Raw genomic sequence first — 23,110 nt, forward strand, 5'->3', positions numbered from 1 at the left:
TTCTTCTAGGCCCGGCGGGTCCGGACAATTAGCCGCAATGCCGAGATTCCTAGTCCATTGGTAGTGCCCTGCTCGCCTCAACGGCTATCCACTCGGGTCATCTGTGACGTTTCATAGCGCGGATACAGGTGACTGACGCTGCGAATCAGCTCATAACGGGTCAGGCTGATGCCCGCAAAGCGCTCGGGAATCGGGCTGCGGATCACCTCGGCCATGTCGCTGCCATTGGCGGCAGCCTCGCGCAGCAGGTTGTCCAGCCAGCCGAGGTAGTCGCGCATTTGAATGAAAGGCCCGGCGTCGCTGGCCACTGGCCCATGCCCCGGCACCAGTTGTTTCCAGGGCAGCGCCTGCAATTGGTCCAGGTCCGCCAGCCAGACGTCCAGCCCGGGGGTGTCCGGCGTGGTCAGGGCACGCTCGTAAAAGACGATGTCGCCCGCAAAGAGCACGCCGGTTTGTTCATCGAAGATCGCCAGGTCAGCGCCGGTGTGGCCCTTGAGGGCGATCAACCGCAAGTTGTGCCCGCCCCGCTCCAGGGTGCCGTCGTTCACCACTTCAGTGGGCAGGTGCACTTCGGTGCCGCGCATCCAGTCCCCGACCAGGCGGTACATATTCTCTGCAAGGCCATCCCCATGGGCGCGCAACAACTCGGTGGTTCGGGCCAGCGCACCGATGGGTACGTCCGCGAACGCCTGATTGCCCAGCACATGATCAGGATGATGATGGGTCAGCAATACCTGAATCACCGGTTTGTCGGTGATTGCCGCGATGGCCTTGCGCATGGCCTCGCCGTAGCGACGGGACGGACCGGTATCGATCACCACCACGCCGCTGCGGGTCACGATGAAGGCGGTATTGACGATATTGCCCCCGTTGGCTTTGGCGAAGTTATCGGTGCTGCCTTCAAGCACGTAGGTCTCGGCGGCGATCTGTCGGGGTTCAAGGCTGTATTCAAGGTCAGCCTGAACAAGGGGGCTGAGCAGCAACAAGGCCAGCATCAGGGCGCGCATCGGCCATCTCCGGGAAGGGTTCATGTCAGGGCACGGCAGCGCTGAATTCATTGCCGCTGGTGTCGCGCAGTAACAAACGGGTGGTGCCGGAGCCGACCACATCGAAGCCCAGCATCGGGTTTTCACTGACCGCCGGGAACAGCTCCAGACGTGCAATGACCTGATCGCCGGCGTCGCGCAATTCGGCGTGGTTCAAGTAAAACTCCGGGATGCCGCTGACCATGCCGTTGTCCATGGGATGGGATATCTGCACGCGCAAGCGGTTGAAGTCCTGACGGGGGTAGCGCCCGCCCAGCACTTCCCCGATATGTTCTTCCCAGCCCGCCTGTGTGCGCACCACGCTGGGGGCTGTGCAGCCGCCGCCGGCGGCCTGAATGGTGGTGGACCCGATATGCCAGACACCGTCGCGGGTCAGCACTGCGGCGCGCAGCGGCGTGGCCTGCTCGACGCGGATGCGAATCGACAGCCAGGGCAGCACCTGCTCGCCGGGCTGGAAGTCGACGATCTGCGGCAACGGATTGAGCTCGGCCCACGCCAGGATTCGCACCACCTGGCCCTGGTAGGCCCGTGCGTCGATCTCGATGGGCACCTGTCGCGCATCTTCGGCAAACGGTGGCGCACGCAGGATGATTTTTTCGTCAAAAACGTAAGGCGCGTCCTTGAGCAGCTTTTGCTGATAGAACGCCCACATGACGGAAACGACCGGGTCCTTGCCAGGGTCAGGCGCCGCCAGAGTCAGTATGGGCACCAGCGACAGCAACACAGCGGTGATGCGCGTGAACATCTCGTTCCCCTTCCTGGCCCTGGTTGTGGGTGGTCTACTGATACATCTCCGGCACGTCATAACGCATCCCGTAGGCGGCGTAGATCTGCTGCACTTTGCCTTCGCGGATCAGGCTTTCCAACTGCTCTTCCAAAGCGTAGGCCAACTGGCGATTACTCTCGTGAACCGCCATACCGATTTCCCAGAGCTGACGCCCCATGTTCGGGTAGGCGTTTTCTGCAAGGGTCAGTTGCGGGTCGTGAGCTTGATGCAGTTGCCAGTCGATTTCGCCACGCATGGCCATCACGGCGTCCACCTCCGCAGCTTTCATGGCGACGAACGCCTGCTGCACGCTGGGGTAGTGATGGGTCTTGGCCCCGAACTGGCCGTTGAAGATCGAAGTGAGGTAGAACGACGGCACGCTGTCGATTTCCACGCCGATGGGATGCGCGTCAAAGACCGCGACGCTGGGCACCGCGTCCAGACGCCGTCGGTCATAGGCGACTTGCCAACGCTCGGTCTGGTAAGGCCCGAACATCACCACATGACCGTTTTCCAGCTCGCCCAACTCATTGCGCCGCTGGGCGTAATCGCGGTCATAGGGGACCCGCATCATCACGTCGGCCAGTTGCTGATCCCGCAACGGGCTGCCGCGCCAGATCAAGTCCCGCAAGTCGTCGTCGAGTTTTTCGCCGGGGGGCGCCCACATCAATTCCAGACTGACCCCCAGCGCATTGGCCAATGCGGCGGCCAGGTCGATGTCCACCCCCCGTGGCTGACCTTCAACCTTGAAGCTGTAGGGGGCGAAATCTTCATAGACCGCAACTTTAAGGACGCCGGACTCAATGATTGCGTCGTAGTTGCGCACCCCGGCATGGGCTGCCGGACCCGACAGAATCTGCCAGCACAACAACAGTGCGCCGGACAGCACGGTGAACAGGCGCATGCGGTCACTCCTCGACGTGAACGCTGTCCAGATAGGTGCGAACCGCCCAGAGCGCTTCCTGACTCAGGTAATCCGCCATTTTCGGCATGTAGACCCGGCCGTCGCGCACCGCGCCGTTGCGCACGCGCTCAACGAACCATTCATCTCCCGCCGCGCCGACGTCCAGCAACCGAAGGTCAGGGGCGATGCCGCCGGATTTGGCTTCCAGGCCATGACAAGCCGCGCAGTTCTGGTTGTACGCCGAGGAGCCGATTTCCAGGGCACGGTCGTGGTCCTTGGAATCGCGGTAGGGATTTTCGGTACGCCATTCAGGCCCCAGTTGCTCAAGACCATCCGTGGCAACCGCTTGCGGCACCACGTTGCCATGGGCCGCTGCTAAACCGCTGGCAGTCAACAGACCGAACAAAGTGGCGGTCAGGATGGTGGTTTGGATTCTTATCATTGTTATGTCCTCAAGATTGCACGCAAAAAGCCACACAGCCATCTTAAGGACCCTGTCACAAGCGCCGAATGCTGCTTTGGTGGTCGCGCCCTCCTTCCTTGGTAGTAGAGCTTGGGACCCGTCCCAAATCAGGGGCGGTTCGGGAAATCTTCCCGGCAACAGCGGGAGTTTTTCCGTATCGCCACCCGCCTTGCGCCGCCACTCTGTACGGGCCAAAACCTTCAATGGAACTCGCCCCCATGACAATAACAAGATCGATACCCGCCGCTTTGTCACCACTGGCCCTGGCCCTGTTGCTGGGCAGCCTGTCGCTCTCCAGCCTTGCCACCGCCGACGACGAGGGCAAGGTCAGTTGGGAAGATATCGCCAACGACCACCTGAGCACGCAGAACGTCTTGCAGTACGGCATGGGCACCAACGCCCAACGCTGGAGCCCTCTGGCCCAGGTCAACGACAAGAACGTGTTCAAACTGACCCCCGCCTGGTCGTACTCCTTCGGTGATGAGAAGCAGCGGGGTCAGGAGTCCCAGGCCATCATCAGCAACGGTGTGATTTACGTCACCGGCTCCTATTCCCGGGTGTTCGCCCTGGAAGCCAAGACCGGCAAACGCCTATGGACCTACAGCCACCGCCTGCCGGACGACATCCGCCCCTGCTGCGACGTGGTCAACCGTGGCGCTGCAATCTACGGCGACAAAATCTTCTTTGGCACGCTGGATGCGCGGGTCATCGCCCTGAACAAGAACACCGGCAAAGTGGTCTGGAACAAGAAGTTCGGCGATCACAGCAGCGGCTACACCATGACCGGTGCCCCCACGCTGATAAAAGACAAAGTCAGCGGCAAGGTCCTGTTGATTCACGGCAGTTCGGGTGACGAGTTCGGCGTCGTGGGCCGTCTGTTTGCCCGGGACCCGGACACCGGCGAAGAAGTCTGGATGCGACCCTTTGTGGAAGGCCACATGGGCCGCCTGAACGGCAAGGACAGCACCCCGACCGGCGACGTGAAGGCCCCCTCCTGGCCGGACGACAAGACCACCGAAACCGGCAAGGTTGAAGCCTGGAGTCACGGCGGCGGCGCACCATGGCAAAGCGCAAGCTTTGATGCCGAGAGCAACACGATCATCGTTGGCGCAGGTAATCCTGGCCCCTGGAACACGTGGGCGCGCACGTCCAAGGACGGCAACCCCCACGATTACGACAGCCTCTACACCTCGGGTCAGGTCGGGGTTGACCCCGGCACTGGCGAAGTGAAGTGGTTCTATCAGCACACACCAAACGATGCCTGGGACTTCTCCGGCAACAACGAACTGGTGCTGTTCGACTACAAGAGCCAGGACGGGAAAACGGTCAAAGCCACCGGTCACGCCGACCGCAACGGTTTTTTCTATGTGGTCGACCGCAACAACGGCAAATTGCAGAACGCGTTCCCATTCGTCGACAACATCAGTTGGGCCAGCCATATCGACCTGAAAACCGGGCGCCCGGTTGAAAACGAAGGCAAGCGTCCCGCCAAGCCATTGCCAGGGGAAACCAAGGGCAAGCCGGTGGAGGTTTCGCCGCCGTTCCTGGGCGGAAAAAACTGGAACCCCATGGCCTACAGTCAGGACACCGGCCTGTTCTACGTCCCCGCCAACCAATGGAAAGAGGACTACTGGACCGAGGAAGTGAACTATAAAAAAGGCTCGGCTTATCTGGGCATGGGGTTTCGCATCAAACGCATGTATGACGACCACGTCGGCACCTTGCGCGCCATGGACCCCACCAGCGGCAAGGTGGTCTGGGAGCACAAGGAACGCCTGCCACTCTGGGCTGGCGTGCTGGCCACCAAGGGCAATCTGGTCTTCACCGGCACGGGGGATGGCTTCTTCAAGGCGTTCAACGCCAAAACCGGTGAAGAGCTGTGGAGCTTCCAGACCGGCAGCGGCATCGTCTCCCCGCCCGTCACCTGGGATCAGGATGGCGAGCAGTACATCGGCGTGACGGTGGGCTACGGCGGCGCCGTGCCGTTGTGGGGCGGAGACATGGCCGAGTTGACCAAGCCGGTGGCCCAAGGGGGCTCGTTCTGGGTGTTCAAGATTCCAAGTTGGGACACCAAGACGGCGGCCAGGTAGACCGGATCTCGCAGGCAACAACGGGTTGGAGGCGGTGTGGCAGTTAACCGCTTCTCCAACACGTTCGCGCCGACGCATTGCTCTGCGCCCCTTGTACCCACCACGTTTTGGGAAGACCGCCATGAATTACCTGCCGCTTGCCCTATTGCTCGCCCTGCCCTGCGCCGTCGCTGCCGATGACGGTGCGCCCTTGGTGATCAACGGTTGCACCATCGCTGAAAGCAGTCAGTGCCCCAACGCCGACCTGCGCGGTGCAGACCTGAGCAATCAGGATATGCGCAAGATGAACCTGTCGGGTGCTGACCTGCGTGACGCTAACCTGCGCCACGCCCGACTGGACCTGGCCAACCTGGAAAAAGCCCGCTTGCAAAACGCCACCCTGACCCGCGCCAGCTTGCAACAGACCAACCTGCGCCAGGCCGACCTCAGCGGCGCACAATTGCAGGCGGTACAAGGCTGGGGATTGTTCGCTCAAGGTGCGCAATTCGAAGGGGCCAACCTCATCGCTGCCTATCTGCAATTCGCCCGTTTGTCCGGGGCGCAACTGCACAACGTCAACTTGCAGGCCGCCGATCTGGAGATGACCTTTCTTAACAAAGCTGACCTGCAAGGCGCGAATCTACGTGACGCGAATCTTCAGGAGACCAAATTCGGCGGCAGCAACCTGGCCAACGCCAACCTGACCGGTGCCCGGCATCCCTACGCCAATTTTCAGGACAGCAATATGGAGGCGTGCGTGGCCTGCCCCGGAGGGTGGGATAACTAGGGGGCTGAAGGCTAATCGTTGGGGCGAGCGGGCGGCGTTCCGACTTGCCCGCGAATGGGTTTATCAGCGGGCATCTTTATCGTCTGACCGGACGCCTTCGCAGGCAAGCCTCGCTCCTTGTATGTCGCCAGCGCGCATTGGCGAGGTGACGATCCATATTGGTGGCGCCTGTTGAATCGTGTAGCACTCACACCATTTTCAGCGTTGCGGACTGAGGTTCCGTCCTGACGGCCGGGTCCATTTTGTCGTGGCAAAATAGACGAAAACCGTTTGCGCTGACGTCCGGCCCCTGCTGCGCAGGGGGTCCTTCGCTCCGGTGTCGGGGTGGGGCGACGCGCCGACGGGCCATCCATGGCCCAACGGCGCTCGCTCGGCATCCATGCCGAGCGCACCCCACCCCCACACCTCCACTCAGCCTCCCGACGCGCGTTTGGCGGTGTCTGCCAGATCGCAACACGGAAAAGCAAAGCAAAAGCAAATCCGCATTGCGGATTTTTCAGGCGATATTTTTTGCCTGGCTCACCTCAAACCTTGGGCGGGTGAATGTGCGCAGGACTCAAGGGTGACGACAATTGCGATTCCAATACTCTGCAACAGAGTATCTACAGGCGTAGGCAGGCGGGCGTGGCGTGTCCTGAAGATTGGGAGTATTGCCTGCTAAGGCGGCCCCACGATGAAAACCCGAATCCTGCCCTCTTACATCACCACCCGCATCACCCCCATGTCGATGGCCAGGTGCACCAACTCCGCATGGGAGCTCACCTGCAATTTGTTCTTGAGCAGAGTCAGGTAGTTGGACACTGTCTTGGCGCTGATGCACAGCTGGTCGGCGATCAACCGCAGTGGCGTGCCTTTGGCGAGCATCACGAATATCTCCAGCTCGCGCTGGGTCATGCTTTGCAGGCGCGGGTCGGCGCAGTTCTGTTGTTGGGGGTTGCAGGCCAGTTGCGTGGCCAGCGGTTGCTCGATGTAGGCGTGACCGGCCAGTATCCGGCGGACCGCCTCGATCAGCACGTCGGGGGCCGAACTCTTGGTCAAATACCCCCAGGCACCTGCGTCCAGCGCCTGACGCACCAACGGCAGTTCGTCGTGCATGCTGAAAAACAACACGCGTAGTTGCGGCAACCGCTGGCGCAAGCGCCGGGTGGTTTCCAGGCCACTGATGCCCGGCAGGCCGAAATCCATGATCACCAGATGCGGGATCTCTTCCTGCACACACATCAAGGCGTCTTCGCCGGTCGCGGCTTCGCGCACCTGCACCAGGGGCAACATGGCACGCAACAGACTGGCATAGCCCTGACGCACCACGGCGTGGTCGTCGACAATCAGAATATGCATTCAAGCCTCCAGAGGAATGTTCAGCGCCAGGGCCCAACCGGCACCCGGTTGCGTCTTGACCTGCAATTCGCCGCGCAGACAGCGGGCGCGTTCGTGCATGGAGTACAGGCCTACGCCAGGGCTTTGCAGTGGCAGCGCGCCGCAGCCGTTGTCGCGAATTTCCATGACCAGCCGGGCCCCGAGCCTTTGCAAACTCACCTGCACCTGACTGGCGTTGGCATGGCGGATGACATTGGTCAGCGCCTCCTGCAGCAATCGGTACAGGTGCGCCCTGGCATCAGGCGTCAACTCGGGGAGTTGGGGATCGACAGACAGCACGCAATCAATGCCATGGGTGGCGTGCCATTGTTGCGCCAACAGCGTCAGCGCCTCAGGCAACGGCAGGTGCTGCAAGACCACCGGGTACAGATCGCGGATCAACGCTCGAAAACCCAGTTGCAGTTGCTCGCAGTTGGCTTCCAGCCCCAGCGCGGTACTGCGCACCACATCGGATTGATCGGCCACCATGCGCAGCAGGCACGCCTGGGCACGAATGCCCGCCAGGTATTGGCCGAGGTCATCGTGCAGCGTCTGCGCCAGCCGCGTGCGTTCCTGATCCTGCACGGCAAGCAGCGCCCGGGTCAGACGCCGGTTGTCCGCTTCGGTGCGTTCGAGTGTCGCCGTCATTCGGTTGAAATGCCCGGCCAGTTGTTGCGCTTCGGCAACGCCCTGTGATGACAGGCGCACGTCCAGCTCCCCGCGAGAAACCTGCTGCAACGCTTTGAGCAGGTTATCGAGCACCTGCACGCCGCGGCGCACCGCCCAGTGAATCGTCAACAGGCTCACCAGCAGCGCCAGCCCGCACAGCAAGAGCAATTGCTGCAATGAATCCCAGACTTCATTGATTTCATCGCTGGGATCGACGCTCAGTTGCACCCGTCGCCCATCCTTCAGATCGAGAACACGCGGCGCATGGTTCGAAGCGGGGAGCAGCCAGTCAGCGATCATGGCATCTGCACCGCTTTGCTCGCTCAGGTGCGGCGGCTCATCAGCGGCCAGCCAGATGACGCGCACGTGGCGCAGGTGTTCGGTCAGACTTGGTTGCAATGCGGCGGGCTGCTGCTCGGCGGTCTCGCTCAGGTAGTGCACAACGGCCTGGGCTGCGCCCAATTCCCGTTCAACGTCAGCCACCGCCTGATGCAACAGCAGCCACAGGCAGGCCACCGTGACCAGCGAAAAGAAGCCGCTCACCCAAAGGTTGATGCGCCAGAGTGCGGACATGGCTCTGCCTTCTTCTTATTGTTGTTTGTCTGCACATGCTAAATCCCGGCAACAGCGACCCGCGTACTACCTTGGTACAGGCAGACTGGTACTTTCTGCATATTTCACCCCGTGCGTTGCGTTCCTATGCTGGCGCTACCCGTACCGGAGTGCATCATGCGCCAGCTTTCCAGACCCGCCCTGCAGTGCCTGCTTGCCCTTTGGGCGGCGGTTGTGTGGACCAGCCAGAGCCACGCCGCCGATGACACCCTGCACGTGCGCATCGGTTATCTGGCGTTCGTCCCCGACCCCGGCCCGCTGTTATCCAATGTCATTCCCGAGCCTCTGGACGCCGGGTTGCGCGGCGCGGAACTGGCGATCACCGACAGCAACAGCACCGGGCGTTTCCTCAAGCACAGCTACAGTCTGGAAAACGCCAGCGCCGACAGCCCCCAGGCATTGCTCGACAAGGCCCGGACGCTGCACGGGCAAGGTGTGCGGCTGTTTGTGGTCAACACCAACGCCGAGACCCTGCGCCAGCTCAGCGCTGCCCTGCCGGACAGTTTGCTGTTCAACGCCGGCAGCGCCGATGACAGCCTGCGCAGCAACGCATGCCTGAGCAACGTGCTGCACACCTTGCCCAGCCGGGCGATGCTGGCCGATGCGCTGGCGCAGTTTCTCACCGTGCGGCGCTGGAATCGCTGGTTGCTGATTGTCGGTCAGACGCCGGACGATCAGGCTTATGCCGCCGCCTTGCGCCGCGCCGCCAAGCGCTTCGGGCACACCATCGTGGCCGAGAAAGCCTGGAGTTTCGACAATGACCAGCGCCGCAGCGCCCAGGCTGACATGCCGCTGTTCACCCAAACCGCCGAATACGATGTGGTGCTGGTGGCGGATGAACGGGGTGATTTTGGTGAATACGTGCCCTATCAGACCTGGTACCCGCGCCCGGTTGCCGGAACTCAAGGCCTGACCCCGACGGGTTGGCACAAGACCGTGGAAACCTACGGCGCGGCGCAATTGCAGAAACGCTTTGAAGCCCTGGCCGGTCGCTGGATGAACGACCGGGACTTCGCCGCCTGGATGGCCGTGCGCAGCATCGCCACGGCAGTGGGCAAACTGCGCAGCACCGATCCCGTTGAAATCCGCACACTGGAACTCAGCGATCAGTTGCCGCTGGACGGTTTCAAGGGCCGCAAACTCAGCTATCGCCCATGGAATGGCCAACTGCGCCAGCCGATCCCGATCGTTCAGCCCCGTGCGCTGGTCAGCACGTCGCCTCAGGACGGCTTTCTGCACCCGGTGACTGAACTCGACAGCCTGGGCTACGACAAGCCCGAAGTGAGCTGCACCTTCAACTGACGTTTCGCCCACTATTCCAACAATAAGAAGGAACACGCCATGCGCCCCACGTTGATCGCCTCTGCCTTGATGACCGCCGCCCTGTCAGCTCTTGCGGGGCAAAGCCTGGCCGCCACCGCCTGGGTGTCCAACGAGAAGGACAACAGCCTGAGCCTGATCGATATGGACAGCATGAAAGTCACGCAAACCATTGCCGTGGGCATGCGCCCCCGGGGTTTACTGCTGTCCCATGACAACAAGCTGCTGTACATCTGCGCCAGCGACTCGGACCGTGTGCAGGTGATGGACGTCGCGACGCTGAAGATCATCAAGGAACTGCCCTCCGGCAAAGACCCGGAACAATTTGCCCTGCACCCCAACAACCGCTGGCTGTATGTCTCCAACGAAGACGATTCACTGGTGACGGTGATCGACACGGAAAACTCAAAAGTTCTGGCGCAGATCGATGTCGGGGTCGAACCCGAAGGCATGGCGGTCAGCCCCGACGGCAAGTGGGCGGTCAACACCAGCGAGACCACCAACATGCTGCACTGGATCGACACCAGTACCCAGACCCTGGTGGACAACACCCTGGTGGATCAACGGCCGCGCTTTGTGGAATTCAATCAGGATGGCTCGCAACTCTGGGCCTCTGCCGAAATCGGCGGCACGGTCAGCGTGATTGACGTCGCCACCCGCAAGATCACCAAGACCCTGAAATTTCAGATCAAGGGCGTGCATCCGGACAAGGTGCAGCCGGTGGGCATCAAGATCGCAGCCAACGGCAAGTACGCTTTCGTCGCCCTCGGCCCGGCCAATCACGTGGCGGTGATCGACGCCAAAACCCTGGAAATCGTCGATTACCTGCTGGTCGGGCGTCGGGTCTGGCAGATGGCGTTTACCCCGGATCAAAAACAGCTGTTGGCCACCAACGGCGTGAGCGGCGACGTGTCGGTGATCGACGTGGACAGCCTCAAGGTGACCAAGTCGATCAAGGTCGGCCGTTATCCCTGGGGCGTGGTCGTGACCCCGTGAACGCGCTGGAGGTCGACGACCTGAGCTTCGCTTACGGGCCTCGGGAGGCCCTGCGCCACGTCAGTTTCAGCCTCGCGCCGGGACATTTCGGCGCGTTGCTCGGCCCCAATGGTGCTGGCAAATCCACCCTGATTGCGTTGCTGACCCGGCTGTATGACCTGCAACAGGGCGAAATCCGCGTGGGCGGGTGTTCCCTGCGCCAGACGCCGCGTCCGGCGTTGCGTCAATTGGGTGTGGTGTTTCAGCAAAGCACCCTGGATCTGGATTTGAGCGTCGAACAAAACCTGCGTTATCACGCTGCCCTGCACGGTATGCCCCGCCGTCTGGCTATCGCCAAAGTGACTGAAGAGCTGGCACGCCAGGGACTGATCGACCGCAAGGCCGAACGGGTTCGCGAGCTTAACGGCGGCCATCGGCGCCGGGTGGAAATCGCCCGCGCGCTGCTGCATGAACCGCGCCTGTTGTTGCTGGACGAAGCCAGCGTCGGCCTTGATCCAGCCAGCCGCCTGGCCCTTAACCAGCATGTGCGGGGCCTGTGTCGCGAACACGGCATCAGTGTGCTCTGGACCACGCACTTGCTGGACGAAGTGCAACCTGACGATGACTTGTTGATCCTGCATCAAGGTCGTCTGGTGGCCTCGGGCAACGCCGGTGCCGTCAGCGCCGAACATGGCGGCAAGCTCGGCACGGCGTTTGCGCAACTGACCCTCACTTCCGCTGCGGGAGCAACCGGCCTATGAACGCCTACTGGCAATGTTTCAGCGGCATCGTGCTGCGCGAATGGCTGCGCTTCATCCTGCAACGGACTCGCTTTCTCAGCGCCTTGGTGCGCCCATTGCTGTGGCTGCTGGTCTTTGCCGCAGGTTTTCGTGCTGCGCTGGGCATCGCGATTATCGAACCCTACGACACCTACATTCCTTACGAGGTGTACATCATTCCAGGCCTGGCCTGCATGATCCTGCTGTTCAACGGCATGCAAGGCTCGCTGTCGATGGTCTATGACCGGGAAATGGGCAGCATGCGCGTGTTACTCACCAGCCCGCTGCCGCGCACCTTTTTGCTGGTCAGCAAATTACTCGCCACGTCATTGATTTCGCTGTTGCAGGTGTATGCCTTTCTGGCGATTGCCTGGGTGTACGGGGTGCAGCCACCGGCGTGGGGTTTGCTGGCGGCATTGCCCGCCTTGTTGCTGGTGGCCTTGATGCTCAGCGCCTTGGGCCTGCTGCTGTCCAACGCGATTCGCCAACTGGAGAATTTCGCGGGGGTGATGAACTTCGTTATCTTCCCCATGTTTTTCCTGTCGTCGGCGCTGTACCCGCTCTGGAAGATGCGCGAGGCCAGCGAATGGCTGTACTGGCTGTGCGCAATCAACCCTTTCACCCATGCCGTGGAACTGGTGCGCTTCGCCCTTTACGAACGCTTCAACCCACTGGCAATGGCTGTGTGCCTGTGCTTGACGCTGGTTTTCGCTGTGCTGGCGGTCATCACTTTCAACCCCCAGCACGCCGCCGTCCGCAAGGCTGGCTAACGGCTGCGTGTCTCTGGACGCCGACCGCCCCTGGCCGGCTTTCTACTACTTTGGTAGCGGTTTTGCTTTCTATCGTCGCATTCCCAAAGCCTCGACAGTGCCTTGTAATGAGCGCATAACAAGAAAGGAACTGTTGCCATGGCGCAAGCACTACGAGCAACGCTGCTACTGGCGGCGTTTACCGCAATCCTGCCCGGCCTTGCTCTGGCTGAAGCCCCCCTGTTTTCCACCGACGGTTACCGTATTACGTTGTATCGCAGCCCGACGCCCGCTCAGGTCGACGGCGCCAGGACTGTTGATACCGCGCAACTCCAGACGCTGCTGACCCGGCCCGGCAAACCGTTGTTGATCGATGTGTATCGACGCCAATGGCTGCAAGGCCGCTTCATCGAAGACGAACCCCACGCCAACTTACCCGGCAGCCTGTGGCTGCCCAATACCGGTGACGGGGCACTGACGGATCAATGGCAGGCTTATTTTGCCAGTCATCTGCAACACGCCAGCGCCGGTCGTCACGATACCCCGATGGTGTTTTACTGCCGTTCCGATTGCTGGCTGAGCTGGAACGCGGCCAGGCGCGCAGCGGCGCTGGGCTACAGTGAGGTGTATTGGTACCGCGACGGCCTCGATGCCTGGCAGGCTGCCGGTTTGCCCGTGACACCTGCGCAACCGGCACCACTGCCCTGATCCGGCCTGCGCAGCCGTAAACACACAGCAAACAGAACACCCCGATGCCCCATAAAAACAAGGTGAATGGCATGTACAAAATTCTAATAGCCGACGATCACCCCCTGTTTCGCGAAGCCATTCACAACGTCATCACTGACGGTTTCCCCGGCAGCGAAGTCATGGAAACCGAAGACCTGGACAGCGCCCGAGCCTTGACTCAGTTGCATGACGACCTGGACCTGATTCTGCTGGACCTGAACATGCCTGGCATGCACGGCCTCAATGGTTTGATCAACCTGCGCAACGAAGCGCCGACCATTCCGGTGGTGATCGTTTCTGCCGAACAGGACAAACAGATCGTGCTACAGGCCATCACTTACGGCGCCGTGGGCTTCATCACCAAATCCTCGCCACGGTTGCAGATGACCCAGGCCATCCAGCAGATCCTCAACGGCAGCGTCTACCTGCCTTCGGACATCATCCGCAGCCAGAAACCCGCCACTCGCCGCCATAACAGCGACACCCCGGGCTTTGCCCCGGAACTGTTGCAGGCGTTGACGCGCAAGCAACTGCTGGTGCTGGAACGCATGACCAAGGGCGAATCGAATAAACAGATCGCCTACACCCTGGAAATCGCCGAAACCACGGTCAAGGCCCACGTCTCAGCGATCCTGCGCAAGCTCAATGTTCACAACCGGGTGCAAGCCATCCTCAGCGCGGGCGATATTGATTTCGCGGCTTACCTGCGGCGGTAAATTTCAGCGGTTGTTGAGCATATGAATGAGCACGGCCCTGAGCTTCACCGGGGCCAATGGCTTGTGCAGGCACCTGTGGCCTTGCTCATGCAACTGCTGCATGAGTTCAGCGCTGTGACAGGCGGTAATCATCAGTACGGGCAAGGGCAACGGCCGCGATGCGTTGATGGTCGACACGGCGTCGAGTCCAGTTCGTCCGTCCTGGAGGTGGTAATCGACCATCAGGAGGTCGGCGTCGGCGCTGAAGTCACCGAGTTGACGCCGTAAATCGTCTTCGCTGGAGGCGGTAACCACCTGACAACCCCAACCCTCAAGCAGCAACCGCATGCCCATGCAGATGGCTGCATCGTTATCCAGAACCCAGATTCGGGCCCCCGCCAGCGGTTGATTCATCGTCAGTTTGTCCGGCATGAACGCCGACTCCTCCGGTCTGGAAACCTTCGCCAGCCCATCGAGCAGCTTTTCCGCATCGGCCAACGAGGCGCTGACCTGGCGCACCAAAGCCGCCGTGGCGGTCTGTGGCTCGCGTTCCAGCAAAGCACTGGTAAACAAACGGGCTGCCGTCAAGGGTTGCAGCAGGTCGTGACGCAGTTGCAGGTTCGCCTGCTGCAGTTGTTCGATTTTCGCCTGCAACATTGCGCAGCTGGCTTTCTTCAAATGCGATCGGCTGGATGTGCGGGCCATTGCGCGGCTTCCCATGCTGGAACGCCGATTCTACAAAACCGTTGACGGGCTTCGTATGCTCCTTGGGTAGCGTTCAACGGCTTCCTTGGGATGAGGCCTGGCAAACGGGCTTTTTCACACATTCAGATCAGAGAGAACGGGCGGAAGATCCTTCTCCCACCTGATCCCGTGTTGCTCAGCAAGCGCGCAGTCCTAGCCTTTGATGAAGGCCAGCAACACCTGGTTGATCTCATCGGCCTGGATGGTGCACATGCCATGGGCGCCGCCTGGGATGATTTTCAACGTCGAGCCTCTGACCAGCTCTGCGCTGCGCAGCGCCGATGCCTTGATGGGCACGATCTGGTCGTCGTCACCGTGCAGGATCAAGGTCGGCACGTCGATTTTCTGCAAGTCTTCGGTGAAGTCAGTTTCCGAGAACGCCTTGATGCAGTCCAGTTCGCCTTTGATCGAACCGAGCATGCCCATGAACCAGAATGCGTCGATGGTGCCCTGCTCCACCTTGGCACCGTCGCGGTTGAAGCCGAAAAACGGCACGGCCAGGTCCTTGAAGAACTGCGAGCGATTGCCCAGGGTGCCCGCACGGATACCGTCGAACACCTCCATGGGCAAACCTTCCGGGTTGGCCTCGGTCTTGAGCATGATCGGCGGCACGGCGCCAATCAGCACAGCCTTGGCGACGCGAGAAGTACCGTGGCGCCCCAGGTAGCGCGCCACCTCACCACCGCCAGTGGAGTGACCGATCATGATGGCGTCTTTCAGGTCCAGGGCTTCGAACAGTTCGGCCAGGTCGTCGGCGTAGGTGTTCATTTCGTTGCCTTCCCAAGACTGGCCGGACCGGCCATGGCCGCGACGGTCGTGAGCGATCACGCGATAGCCCTGGTTACCCAGGAAAACCATCTGGGCGTCCCACGCGTCGGCATCCAGCGGCCAGCCATGGGAAAACACGATCGGTTGGCCGGTGCCCCAATCCTTGTAAAAAATCTCGGTGCCATCTTTGACTTTCAACAGGCTCATTGATTATTCCTCGGGTCATGAAGCGGTAGGGGGACAAGACTTGAGGAACGAGACTAGACGCGGATAAGGCGCATACATTGAACATATGTGCGGTTTTTGAGGGAGAGTTGCTGTTGTTGGCGTCGCGTTTCGGATCGGGTGGCAGCCACAGCATTTGAACTGCCCCCCCAAAAGTTGGACCGTCTTGTCAGGCAGCTCGCGGCTGGGTTCTGTAGGTGCTCGCACACTATTCCTGACACCGTGGGACCGGCTTTAGCCGGGAAAGGGTATTTCAGGCGATGCAGATGCAGCGAACGCCCTGGCCTCTTCCCGGCTGAAGCCGGTCCGACAGGTTCATTTGCGCAAATCGTAAACCGGCATCTGGCGGGCGTCACCGGTGCCCGGCAACGTCAGGCGCATGCGTGCTCGCGGGCGATACGCTGGATCAGTTGCTCGACGCTGTGCGACAGCTCGCCGGAGTTATCAAGGACGAAAACGCCAGGGGCCGAGGTCTGTACATCACCGGCAAAAACGGCATTTCGCTGCAAGCGCGCTTCGATGTCTGCAACGGACTCCCTGCCCCGCGCGAGCAAACGCTGGCGCAAGACCTTGTCGCTGACCGTCAGCAGCACCACCAGCAAGTCCGGATAACGCTGCCGCGCCTGGGGCAGATAACCTCGGGAGCCATTGATCAGTACGTCAGCCCCCTGGGCGAGCCATTCATCGATCTCTTTGGGAATACCGTAATGCAAACCGTTGGCCTGCCAGCTCAAGGCGAACTCGCCCCGCGCCTGCATCGCCGCAAACTGCTCGACACTCACCGCTTGCGCCGCCTCGCCCACCGCTTCGGCGGAACGGGTGATAACCCGCCGGACAATGCGGCACCCGCGCCGCGCCAGTTCATCGCGCGCAGCATCCAGCAGGCTGTCCTTGCCCGAACCGGACGGCCCGATGAGATAGATCAACCTGCCTGCCATCAATACACCCTCTTGCCTTGCCGCCCGACTTGTTGAATCACCGGTAATACGCCCTGAGTCCTGGCACGAACCCCGCCCGTAAAAGGCTGGCCGGATAATAGTCGCTGGAGAGAATATCCAGTAGCCCTTCTTTTGCCAGATTGAACTGCTGGAAGATATACCCGATATCCAAACGCTTGCGGCGCACCTTGCCATTGCGACGGTCGGACGCCTGCACCTCAAGACCCTGTCAGCGGGATGAACCGGGCGTAACGGTTGGGTAACCCCTTGGTGAAAAGTTGAGCGTGTAAAAGCTGGCACACTGACGTAATGGTAGGCGCCGAGCTTGCTCGCGATTGGATCTATCATTCGAACTATCAATCGTCTGACTTGATGCTATCGCGAGCAAGCTCGGCGCCTACAGGGCGCGGTTCAAAAAGAGGTAACGGTTCGTATCAAATCCTGAACGTTCCCACCAGGTGCTGCAGACGTGCGGCCTGTTCTTCCAGATGGCCGCAAGCATCCAGCGTGAGCTTGAGGTTGTCGACGCCTTCCTGGTTGAGGGTATTGATCTGGGTGATGTCCACGTTGATGGATTCAACCACGGCCGTCTGCTCTTCGGTCGCTGCCGCAACGGACTGGTTCATGTCGTTGATTTCGTCAATGCGCCGGGTGACGCTGCTCAACCGTTCGCCCGCCTGATTGGCGACCGTGACGCTGTTTTCGCTCTGACGCTGGCTTTCGGTCATGGTGACCACCGCTTCCCGGGCGCCTACCTGGAGTTCTTCGATCATGGTTCGCACCTGCTGCGCAGAATCCTGGGTGCGATGCGCAAGGCTGCGCACTTCATCGGCGACCACCGCAAAACCACGCCCGGCTTCCCCTGCCCTGGCGGCCTCGATAGCCGCGTTCAGGGCCAACAGGTTGGTCTGCTGGGAAATGCTGGTGATCACCTCCAGAATCTGTCCGATGTTCACCGTCTTGCCGTTGAGGCTTTCGATGTTGGCGCAGGATTCGCTGATCTTCGACGACAACTCATTCATGGCCACGATGGTCTGCTGCACCACTTTTTGCCCGTCGCCAGCCAGTTCGCTGGCATCGGCCGACTGCTGGGAAGTGCGCGCCGCGTTCTGGGCTATTTCATGGGCCGCCGCACCCAGCTGATTGATCGCCGCCGCCACGCTTTCGGTGCGGTTGGCCTGCTGGTCGGAGTTGGTCATGGACGAGTTGGAGGCTTTGACCACGCGCATCGCCACTTCGCCCAGTTGACCGGCGGTGGACGCCACTTCCCGGATCGAGCCGTGGATACGCTCCACGAAATGGTTGAACGACTGCGCCAGGGCACCAAATTCATCCTGGGACGTGATGGCCAGACGCTTGGTCAGATCGCCGTCGCCATCGGCGATATCGCGCATGGCACGGCCCATCTGGTGCAGCGGCTGCATCAATACGCGGATCAGCAAACCCAACAGCAGGATGATGATGACAACGGAAATGACCATCGCGGTGATGGCCGAGGTGCGGAACTCACCCAGCATCGAATAGGCTTCGTCCTGGTCCAGAACCAGCGCCACATACCAGTTGGCCGAGGAAACGCCTTCGACTTTGGTCAGCGACATGATCTCGGCCTTGCCCGATGCGTGGATCTCCCGCACGCCAGCGGTGATGGCCGGTGTGTCGTTGGGGTAAGCCTCACTGATGTTTTTCAGGACCAGCTTGCTGTCCGGGTGAATCAGGATCTTGCCTTCGCTGCTGACAATAAACGCGTAACCATGGCCGCCAAAATTCAACGAGTTGATGGTTTTGCTGATGCTGTCCAGTGATATATCCGCGCCGGCCACGCCAATAAACTGATTCTGGTGTTTAACCGGTGTTGCCAGCGTCACCACCAGTTTGCCTGAAGAGGCTGCGATATAAGGTTCGGTCACGATAGTGCCGGGGGCGTTTTGCGCCGCTTTATACCAACCCCGCGCACGGGGGTCATAGTCTGCGGCACGGTTGCCCGCAGGGACCGAAAACATCACGCCCTCGGTGCTGCCAAAGTAACTGAGCTGGAAGTTATCGGTATACGCCGGCACACCGATGATGTGCTGCAAATCCGGCAGTGCGTTGCCATCGACGGCAATACGCTGCGACATCGACTGCAGCAATTGGGTGCGACTGTCGAGCCAGGTCTGGATATTCTGCGTCGTCAGACTGCCGAGCTGTTGCAACTCGGCAAATACATTGGTTTTCAAAGTTTGCCGTTGTCGATAATCGTTCACGACAATAAAACAAGTAAATGCGACAACTACCACCAGGGCGGCAGCGAGCAGTATTTTTTTGCTGAAACCCAAACGTTTCATCATCACTATCACTTCCATTACAAAAAGGTTACAACGGCGCGCACGCTAAGAAATCAGAATGCCGTGCGGCGTTGTACTGGGCTTTTTAATAAAAGGAAAGTGGCGCGCTGGATATAAGTGACCCATTACGCTTATCGGAGGCGCGACATTATAAATAAATGCCGCAGGCCGGCGGCTTCTGGCTGAAACGAGCGTTGCACGCGCACAGTATCCGCAAGATCGGCTTTAGCCGGGAGAACGCCCTCTCGGCTAAAAACGGTCCCACAGAGTGTCGCACAGGAGTTACCGCAAATTGGTCTTCGCCAATTCGAACACCTCGTCGCCTCGCCCGCTGAGCACAGCGCGCATCATGTACAGACTGAAGCCCTTGGCCTGGGCCAGTTTTATTTTTGGCGGGATGCCCAATTCCTGCTTGGCGGTGACGACGTCGACCAATACCGGCCCCGGATGATCGAAGGCTTTACGCAAGGCCGCGGGCAATTCTTCAGCGTTTTCCACGCGAATGCCAAGAATACCCGCGCCCAATGCGATACCGGCGAAGTTGGTTTCGTACAGGTCAGTGCCGTGGGGCACGTAGCCGCCGGCTTTCATTTCCATATCGACAAAACCCAGGGAGCTGTTGTTGAACACCACCATTTTGATCGGCAGGTTCAACTGACGAATGCTGAGCAGGTCGCCCATCAACATCGACAGCCCGCCGTCGCCACACAGGGAAACCACCTGACGGTCAGGAAACGCAGCCTTGGCGCCCAACGCCTGGGGCATCGCGTTGGCCATGGAGCCGTGGTTGAAGGAGCCCAGCAGCGTGCGTTTGCCATTCATGTGCAGGTAGCGGGCGGCCCACAGTGTCGGCGTGCCCACATCAACGGTGAAAAGTGCGTCGTCGTCGGCCTGTTCATCGATGAGTCGGGTCAGGTATTGCGGATGAATCGGGTTGCCGGGGGATGACGGCGTGGCCAGTTCATCCAGTCCTTCTCGTGCCTTGGCGTAATGCTTGAGGGCCTTGTCCAGGAAACGGCGGTCTTCGTGGCGGTCGAGCCTGGGCAGCAACGCCGCCAGGGTTTCCTTGACGCCGCTCACCAACCCCAGCGCGATGGGCGTGCGCCGCCCTAACGCGCTTGGGTCCAGGTCGATCTGTACGATCTTGGCGTCAGCCGGGTAGAAATTGCGATAAGGAAAACTGCTGCCCAGAATCACCAGCGTCTCGCAGGACATCATGGCGTGATAGCCCGAGCTGAAACCGATCAGGCCGGTCATGCCTACGTCGAACGGGTTGTCGTATTCCACGTACTGCTTGCCCCGCAAGGCATGCACCACCGGCGCGCCAAGCCGGTCCGCCAGCGCTACCAGTTCTTCATGGGCACCGGCACAGCCTGCTCCGCACAGCAACGTGACGGCCTTGGATTCGTTAAGCAGGTCGGCCAAATGCTGCACGCTGGTCTCGTCAGGCGTCACGCTGGGCGGCGCGACGTTGACCCACGTTGCCGGTACGTCCGGTGCATCGCTCAACGCTACGTCGCCGGGGAGTACGATAACGGCGACTCCTTGCTGACTGATGGCGGCGCGCATGGCCCGTTCCAGCACGCGAGGAAACTGTTCGGGATGCGTAACCAGTTCAACGAAATGGCTGCACTCCCTGAACAGTTCCTGGGGGTGAGTTTCCTGGAAATAACCCAGGCCGATTTCCGATGACGGGATATGGGCGGCAATGGCCAGAACCGGCACGCGATTGCGGTGGCAGTCATACAGGCCGTTGATCAAATGCAGATTCCCAGGCCCGCAACTGCCCGCACACACCGCCAGCTTGCCCGTGGCAGCCGCTTCTGCACCCGCCGCGAACGCCGCGACTTCTTCATGGCGTGTGTGCATCCAGCGGATGGTGCCCAGTTTTTCCAGGCTGTCGGTCAGGCCATTGAGGCTGTCGCCGGTCACGCCCCAGATTCGGGTAACGTCCGCGGCGGCGAGGGTGTGTGCCAGATAATCGGCGATGGTCTTGGACATGCGAGTTTCCTTGTCGAGACAAATGGAAAGCGCGGCCAATGCATGGCCCGCATCAGTGATCGACCCGCCTGCCTCGGGACAGTTCAGCCTGTGGCACCGGTTTCAGCCGAGGCCGTTCAAACCAGTGGGACCGGCAACAGCCGGGAAGGAGTATTTCAGGTGATGCAGATGCGGCAAACGATCTGGCCTCTTCCCGGCTAAAGCCGACCCCATGCATCCATCAAACGTGCCGATCACCAGCCTTGGTCGGTGCGGCGTATTGCGCCTTGAGTTTGCCGTCCTTGTCCAGCAACCACGCATCGAGAATCTGTCGCACGACAGGCCCGGCCACCCGGCCGCCCGCCTCGCCGTTTTCGATCATCACGGACACCACGATCTGCGGATGCTCCGCCGGTGCAAAGCCGACGAACAAGGCGTTGTCACGGTTACGCTCCAGGGTTTTCAGGCGGTTGTAGCGCTCGCCCTGCTTGATCGCGACCACTTGCGCGGTGCCGCTTTTGCCAGCAATGCGGTATTGCGCACCCGCGGCGGCGTCACGGGCGATGCCACGAGGGGCATGCATGACCATCTGCATGCCTTCGTTGACCTGACTCCAGTCATTCGGATCATGCAGCACGATGTTCGGCATGGGATGCTCGTCCACCGGTGCTACGTTGCCCACGGTCACGGCCAGGTGCGGACGAACCCAGACGCCTTTGTTGGCGATCAACGAAGTCGCTTGTGCAAGCTGCAACGGCGTGACCTGCATATAGCCTTGTCCGATGCCAAGAATCACCGTTTCGCCGGGGTACCACACCTGACGTCGCGTAGCGCGCTTCCACTCCCGGGAAGGCATCAAACCGGGGGACTCTTCGAACATGTCGAGGGAGACCTTCTGACCAAGGCCGAACATGGTCATGTAGTCGTGCAGACGGTCGATGCCCAGTTTGTGAGCCAGCGTGTAAAAGTAGGTGTCGTTGGAACGCATGATGGCGGTGTCCATGTCCACCCAGCCATCGCCGCTGTGGTTCCAGTTGCGGTATTTGTGATCGAAATCGGGCAACTGGAAATAGCCGGGATCGAAAACCCGCGTCGAGGCGGTGACCACCCCGCTGTCGAGACCGGCAATCGCCACTTCCGGCTTGATGGTCGAGCCCGGCGCATAGAGACCGCGCAGCGCGCGATTGAACAAGGGCCGGTCGATGGAATCGCGCAGCGCGGCATATTCCTTGAAGCTGATGCCGGTCACGAACGGGTTGGGGTCAAAGCTCGGTTTGCTGACCATGGCCAGCACCTCACCGGTCGCCGGGTCCAGCGCCACCACTGAACCGCGACGGTCGCCAAGGGCTTCTTCAGCGGCTTCCTGCAGGTGAATGTCCAGGCTCAAGGTGATGTTCTTGCCGGCAATCGGGTCGGTGTGCTTGAGCACGCGCAATACCCGGCCCTGTGCGTTGGTCTCCACTTCCTCATAACCCACATGGCCGTGCAGTTGCGATTCGTAAAAGCGTTCGATGCCCGTCTTGCCAATGGACTGCGTGCCACGGTATTCCACCGAATCCAGCTGTTTGGACTCTTTCTCGTTGATGCGTCCGACGTAACCCACGGAGTGAGCAAAATGCGCGCCCAACGGGTAATGACGCACAAACTGCGCTTCGACGTCGACGCCCGGGAGCAGGTATTGATTCACTGCCAACAGGGCGATCTGTTCCTCGGTCAGCTCATACAACAGCGTCACCGGGTCGAACGGATGGCGTGCCTGCTTGAGGTCTTTCTCGAACAGAATCCGGTCTTCGTCGGGAAGCTTGAGCAACGTCATCAGTTCGTCGATGACGTGATGCCAGTCGTCGGCGCGCTCCCGGGTCAGGGTCAGGTTGAAGCTGGGGCGATTGTCAGCCAGGACCACGCCATTGCGGTCATAGATCAACCCCCGCTCCGGGGGGATGGGCAACACATGCACACGGTTGTTTTCGGAAACGGTGGAGTGGTAGGCAAATTCGGTGACCTGCAGGAAGTACATCCTCGCCACCAGACAGCAACTCAATAGAGCCACGAACAGGGCGCAGGCGATCAAACGTTTATTGACCAGGCGCGTCTCTTTCTCGTGATCCTTCAACGGTATCGGATCGGGCATTGCTACAGCTTCTCGGCGAAATGACTAACGGTGGAACGTTACGTCACAAATATATGAACAGATGTTTCCACGACTATGCAT

Annotated in this window: 19 protein-coding genes and 3 pseudogenes; 8 read left to right on the forward strand and 14 right to left on the reverse strand. The window is 60.5% G+C overall.

The genetic code is table 11. The features are described 5' to 3' along the window. Nucleotides 1-77: 77 nt before the first annotated feature. The 4 genes from ACP7B0_RS04620 to pedF are packed head-to-tail and all read right to left on the reverse strand — an operon-like array spanning nucleotide 78 to nucleotide 3,158. Nucleotides 78-1,007 (reverse strand): quinoprotein relay system zinc metallohydrolase 1, encoded by a 930-nt coding sequence (locus tag ACP7B0_RS04620; RefSeq protein ID WP_426139739.1) that lies wholly within the window; start codon nucleotides 1,005-1,007, stop codon nucleotides 78-80. A gap of 25 nt (nucleotides 1,008-1,032) precedes the next feature. After that, complete coding sequence (locus tag ACP7B0_RS04625; protein ID WP_426139741.1) at nucleotides 1,033-1,791, reverse strand: quinoprotein dehydrogenase-associated SoxYZ-like carrier; 759 nt, start codon at nucleotides 1,789-1,791, stop codon at nucleotides 1,033-1,035. A gap of 34 nt (nucleotides 1,792-1,825) precedes the next feature. Next, nucleotides 1,826-2,716, reverse strand: a complete 891-nt coding sequence (locus ACP7B0_RS04630; protein ID WP_426139742.1) for a substrate-binding periplasmic protein — start codon at nucleotides 2,714-2,716, stop codon at nucleotides 1,826-1,828. A gap of 4 nt (nucleotides 2,717-2,720) precedes the next feature. After that, on the reverse strand, nucleotides 2,721-3,158 hold the full coding sequence (pedF, locus tag ACP7B0_RS04635; protein WP_426139743.1) for a cytochrome c-550 PedF: 438 nt from the start codon (nucleotides 3,156-3,158) through the stop codon (nucleotides 2,721-2,723). A 239-nt stretch (nucleotides 3,159-3,397) separates the two neighbouring features. Between pedF and exaA the strand changes: the two genes are divergently transcribed. Further along, nucleotides 3,398-5,269 (forward strand): quinoprotein ethanol dehydrogenase, encoded by a 1,872-nt coding sequence (exaA, locus tag ACP7B0_RS04640; protein WP_426139744.1) that lies wholly within the window; start codon nucleotides 3,398-3,400, stop codon nucleotides 5,267-5,269. 121 nt (nucleotides 5,270-5,390) lie between these two features. Further along, the gene (locus tag ACP7B0_RS04645; RefSeq protein WP_426139745.1) at nucleotides 5,391-6,035 is read left to right on the forward strand and encodes a pentapeptide repeat-containing protein; all 645 of its coding nucleotides are present in this window, start codon (nucleotides 5,391-5,393) and stop codon (nucleotides 6,033-6,035) included. Nucleotides 6,036-6,731: 696 nt separating this feature from the next. On the opposite strand, the gene ACP7B0_RS04650 is transcribed toward ACP7B0_RS04645, so the two are convergent. Continuing rightward, complete coding sequence (locus ACP7B0_RS04650) at nucleotides 6,732-7,373, reverse strand: response regulator transcription factor (RefSeq protein ID WP_426139747.1); 642 nt, start codon at nucleotides 7,371-7,373, stop codon at nucleotides 6,732-6,734. Further along, on the reverse strand, nucleotides 7,374-8,633 hold the full coding sequence (locus tag ACP7B0_RS04655) for a histidine kinase (protein ID WP_426139749.1): 1,260 nt from the start codon (nucleotides 8,631-8,633) through the stop codon (nucleotides 7,374-7,376). Nucleotides 8,634-8,789: 156 nt separating this feature from the next. Between ACP7B0_RS04655 and ACP7B0_RS04660 the strand changes: the two genes are divergently transcribed. The 6 genes from ACP7B0_RS04660 (at nucleotide 8,790) to ACP7B0_RS04685 (ending at nucleotide 13,940) form a co-directional block, all read left to right on the forward strand. Continuing rightward, nucleotides 8,790-9,974 (forward strand): ABC transporter substrate-binding protein, encoded by a 1,185-nt coding sequence (locus ACP7B0_RS04660; protein WP_426139751.1) that lies wholly within the window; start codon nucleotides 8,790-8,792, stop codon nucleotides 9,972-9,974. 39 nt (nucleotides 9,975-10,013) lie between these two features. Continuing rightward, nucleotides 10,014-10,988, forward strand: coding sequence for a YVTN family beta-propeller repeat protein (locus ACP7B0_RS04665; protein ID WP_426139753.1), 975 nt, complete (start codon nucleotides 10,014-10,016; stop codon nucleotides 10,986-10,988). Next, nucleotides 10,985-11,728: an ABC transporter ATP-binding protein gene (locus ACP7B0_RS04670; RefSeq protein ID WP_426139755.1), complete on the forward strand. Its 744-nt coding sequence runs from the start codon at nucleotides 10,985-10,987 to the stop codon at nucleotides 11,726-11,728. The genes ACP7B0_RS04665 and ACP7B0_RS04670 overlap by 4 nt, the downstream gene beginning before the upstream one ends. Next, nucleotides 11,725-12,516 (forward strand): ABC transporter permease, encoded by a 792-nt coding sequence (locus ACP7B0_RS04675; protein WP_426139756.1) that lies wholly within the window; start codon nucleotides 11,725-11,727, stop codon nucleotides 12,514-12,516. Before ACP7B0_RS04670 ends, ACP7B0_RS04675 begins: the two co-directional genes overlap by 4 nt. A gap of 138 nt (nucleotides 12,517-12,654) precedes the next feature. After that, nucleotides 12,655-13,203 (forward strand): PQQ-dependent catabolism-associated CXXCW motif protein, encoded by a 549-nt coding sequence (locus ACP7B0_RS04680; RefSeq protein WP_426139757.1) that lies wholly within the window; start codon nucleotides 12,655-12,657, stop codon nucleotides 13,201-13,203. Between the two features lie 71 nt (nucleotides 13,204-13,274). After that, the gene (locus tag ACP7B0_RS04685) at nucleotides 13,275-13,940 is read left to right on the forward strand and encodes a response regulator (RefSeq protein ID WP_426139759.1); all 666 of its coding nucleotides are present in this window, start codon (nucleotides 13,275-13,277) and stop codon (nucleotides 13,938-13,940) included. A 3-nt stretch (nucleotides 13,941-13,943) separates the two neighbouring features. Here the strand turns inward: ACP7B0_RS04685 and ACP7B0_RS04690 are convergent. The 8 genes and pseudogenes from ACP7B0_RS04690 to mrdA form a co-directional block, all read right to left on the reverse strand. Next, nucleotides 13,944-14,348: pseudogene (locus tag ACP7B0_RS04690) on the reverse strand (response regulator); the annotation flags it as partial. A gap of 468 nt (nucleotides 14,349-14,816) precedes the next feature. Next, a complete protein-coding gene (locus tag ACP7B0_RS04695; protein ID WP_426139760.1) occupies nucleotides 14,817-15,638 on the reverse strand; it encodes an alpha/beta fold hydrolase in 822 nt (273 codons plus the stop codon). Nucleotides 15,639-16,027: 389 nt separating this feature from the next. After that, a complete protein-coding gene (gene phnN, locus ACP7B0_RS04700; RefSeq protein WP_426139762.1) occupies nucleotides 16,028-16,594 on the reverse strand; it encodes a phosphonate metabolism protein/1,5-bisphosphokinase (PRPP-forming) PhnN in 567 nt (188 codons plus the stop codon). Between the two features lie 136 nt (nucleotides 16,595-16,730). Beyond that, nucleotides 16,731-16,820 (reverse strand): annotated as a pseudogene (locus ACP7B0_RS04705) (phosphonate ABC transporter ATP-binding protein); the annotation flags it as partial. 208 nt (nucleotides 16,821-17,028) lie between these two features. Next, nucleotides 17,029-17,823 (reverse strand): methyl-accepting chemotaxis protein, encoded by a 795-nt coding sequence (locus ACP7B0_RS04710; RefSeq protein WP_426140073.1) that lies wholly within the window; start codon nucleotides 17,821-17,823, stop codon nucleotides 17,029-17,031. 63 nt (nucleotides 17,824-17,886) lie between these two features. Then, nucleotides 17,887-18,936, reverse strand: a pseudogene (locus ACP7B0_RS04715) (HAMP domain-containing protein); the annotation flags it as partial. A 264-nt stretch (nucleotides 18,937-19,200) separates the two neighbouring features. Beyond that, nucleotides 19,201-20,919 carry a ubiquinone-dependent pyruvate dehydrogenase gene (gene poxB, locus ACP7B0_RS04720; RefSeq protein ID WP_426139764.1) on the reverse strand — a complete coding sequence of 573 codons (1,719 nt, stop codon included), beginning with the start codon at nucleotides 20,917-20,919 and terminating at the stop codon, nucleotides 19,201-19,203. 220 nt (nucleotides 20,920-21,139) lie between these two features. Beyond that, the gene (gene mrdA / locus ACP7B0_RS04725; protein ID WP_426139766.1) at nucleotides 21,140-23,029 is read right to left on the reverse strand and encodes a penicillin-binding protein 2; all 1,890 of its coding nucleotides are present in this window, start codon (nucleotides 23,027-23,029) and stop codon (nucleotides 21,140-21,142) included. Nucleotides 23,030-23,110: the final 81 nt, after the last annotated feature.

This window comes from Pseudomonas sp. DWP3-1-2 (assembly GCF_049896285.1).
Classification (GTDB): Bacteria; Pseudomonadota; Gammaproteobacteria; order Pseudomonadales; family Pseudomonadaceae; genus Aquipseudomonas.

Excerpts from the sequence above, each read along its gene's own strand:
- ACP7B0_RS04620 (WP_426139739.1), bottom strand. The coding sequence starts at position 1,007 with ATGCGCGCCCTGATGCTGGCCTTGTTGCTGCTCAGCCCCCTTGTTCAG.
- ACP7B0_RS04625 (WP_426139741.1), bottom strand. The coding sequence starts at position 1,791 with ATGTTCACGCGCATCACCGCTGTGTTGCTGTCGCTGGTGCCCATACTG.
- ACP7B0_RS04630 (WP_426139742.1), bottom strand. The coding sequence starts at position 2,716 with ATGCGCCTGTTCACCGTGCTGTCCGGCGCACTGTTGTTGTGCTGGCAG.
- pedF (WP_426139743.1), bottom strand. The coding sequence starts at position 3,158 with ATGATAAGAATCCAAACCACCATCCTGACCGCCACTTTGTTCGGTCTG.
- exaA (WP_426139744.1), top strand. The coding sequence starts at position 3,398 with ATGACAATAACAAGATCGATACCCGCCGCTTTGTCACCACTGGCCCTG.
- ACP7B0_RS04645 (WP_426139745.1), top strand. The coding sequence starts at position 5,391 with ATGAATTACCTGCCGCTTGCCCTATTGCTCGCCCTGCCCTGCGCCGTC.
- ACP7B0_RS04650 (WP_426139747.1), bottom strand. The coding sequence starts at position 7,373 with ATGCATATTCTGATTGTCGACGACCACGCCGTGGTGCGTCAGGGCTAT.
- ACP7B0_RS04655 (WP_426139749.1), bottom strand. The coding sequence starts at position 8,633 with ATGTCCGCACTCTGGCGCATCAACCTTTGGGTGAGCGGCTTCTTTTCG.
- ACP7B0_RS04660 (WP_426139751.1), top strand. The coding sequence starts at position 8,790 with ATGCGCCAGCTTTCCAGACCCGCCCTGCAGTGCCTGCTTGCCCTTTGG.
- ACP7B0_RS04665 (WP_426139753.1), top strand. The coding sequence starts at position 10,014 with ATGCGCCCCACGTTGATCGCCTCTGCCTTGATGACCGCCGCCCTGTCA.
- ACP7B0_RS04675 (WP_426139756.1), top strand. The coding sequence starts at position 11,725 with ATGAACGCCTACTGGCAATGTTTCAGCGGCATCGTGCTGCGCGAATGG.
- ACP7B0_RS04680 (WP_426139757.1), top strand. The coding sequence starts at position 12,655 with ATGGCGCAAGCACTACGAGCAACGCTGCTACTGGCGGCGTTTACCGCA.
- ACP7B0_RS04685 (WP_426139759.1), top strand. The coding sequence starts at position 13,275 with ATGTACAAAATTCTAATAGCCGACGATCACCCCCTGTTTCGCGAAGCC.
- ACP7B0_RS04695 (WP_426139760.1), bottom strand. The coding sequence starts at position 15,638 with ATGAGCCTGTTGAAAGTCAAAGATGGCACCGAGATTTTTTACAAGGAT.
- phnN (WP_426139762.1), bottom strand. The coding sequence starts at position 16,594 with ATGGCAGGCAGGTTGATCTATCTCATCGGGCCGTCCGGTTCGGGCAAG.
- ACP7B0_RS04710 (WP_426140073.1), bottom strand. The coding sequence starts at position 17,823 with ATGCGCGTGGTCAAAGCCTCCAACTCGTCCATGACCAACTCCGACCAG.
- poxB (WP_426139764.1), bottom strand. The coding sequence starts at position 20,919 with ATGTCCAAGACCATCGCCGATTATCTGGCACACACCCTCGCCGCCGCG.
- mrdA (WP_426139766.1), bottom strand. The coding sequence starts at position 23,029 with ATGCCCGATCCGATACCGTTGAAGGATCACGAGAAAGAGACGCGCCTG.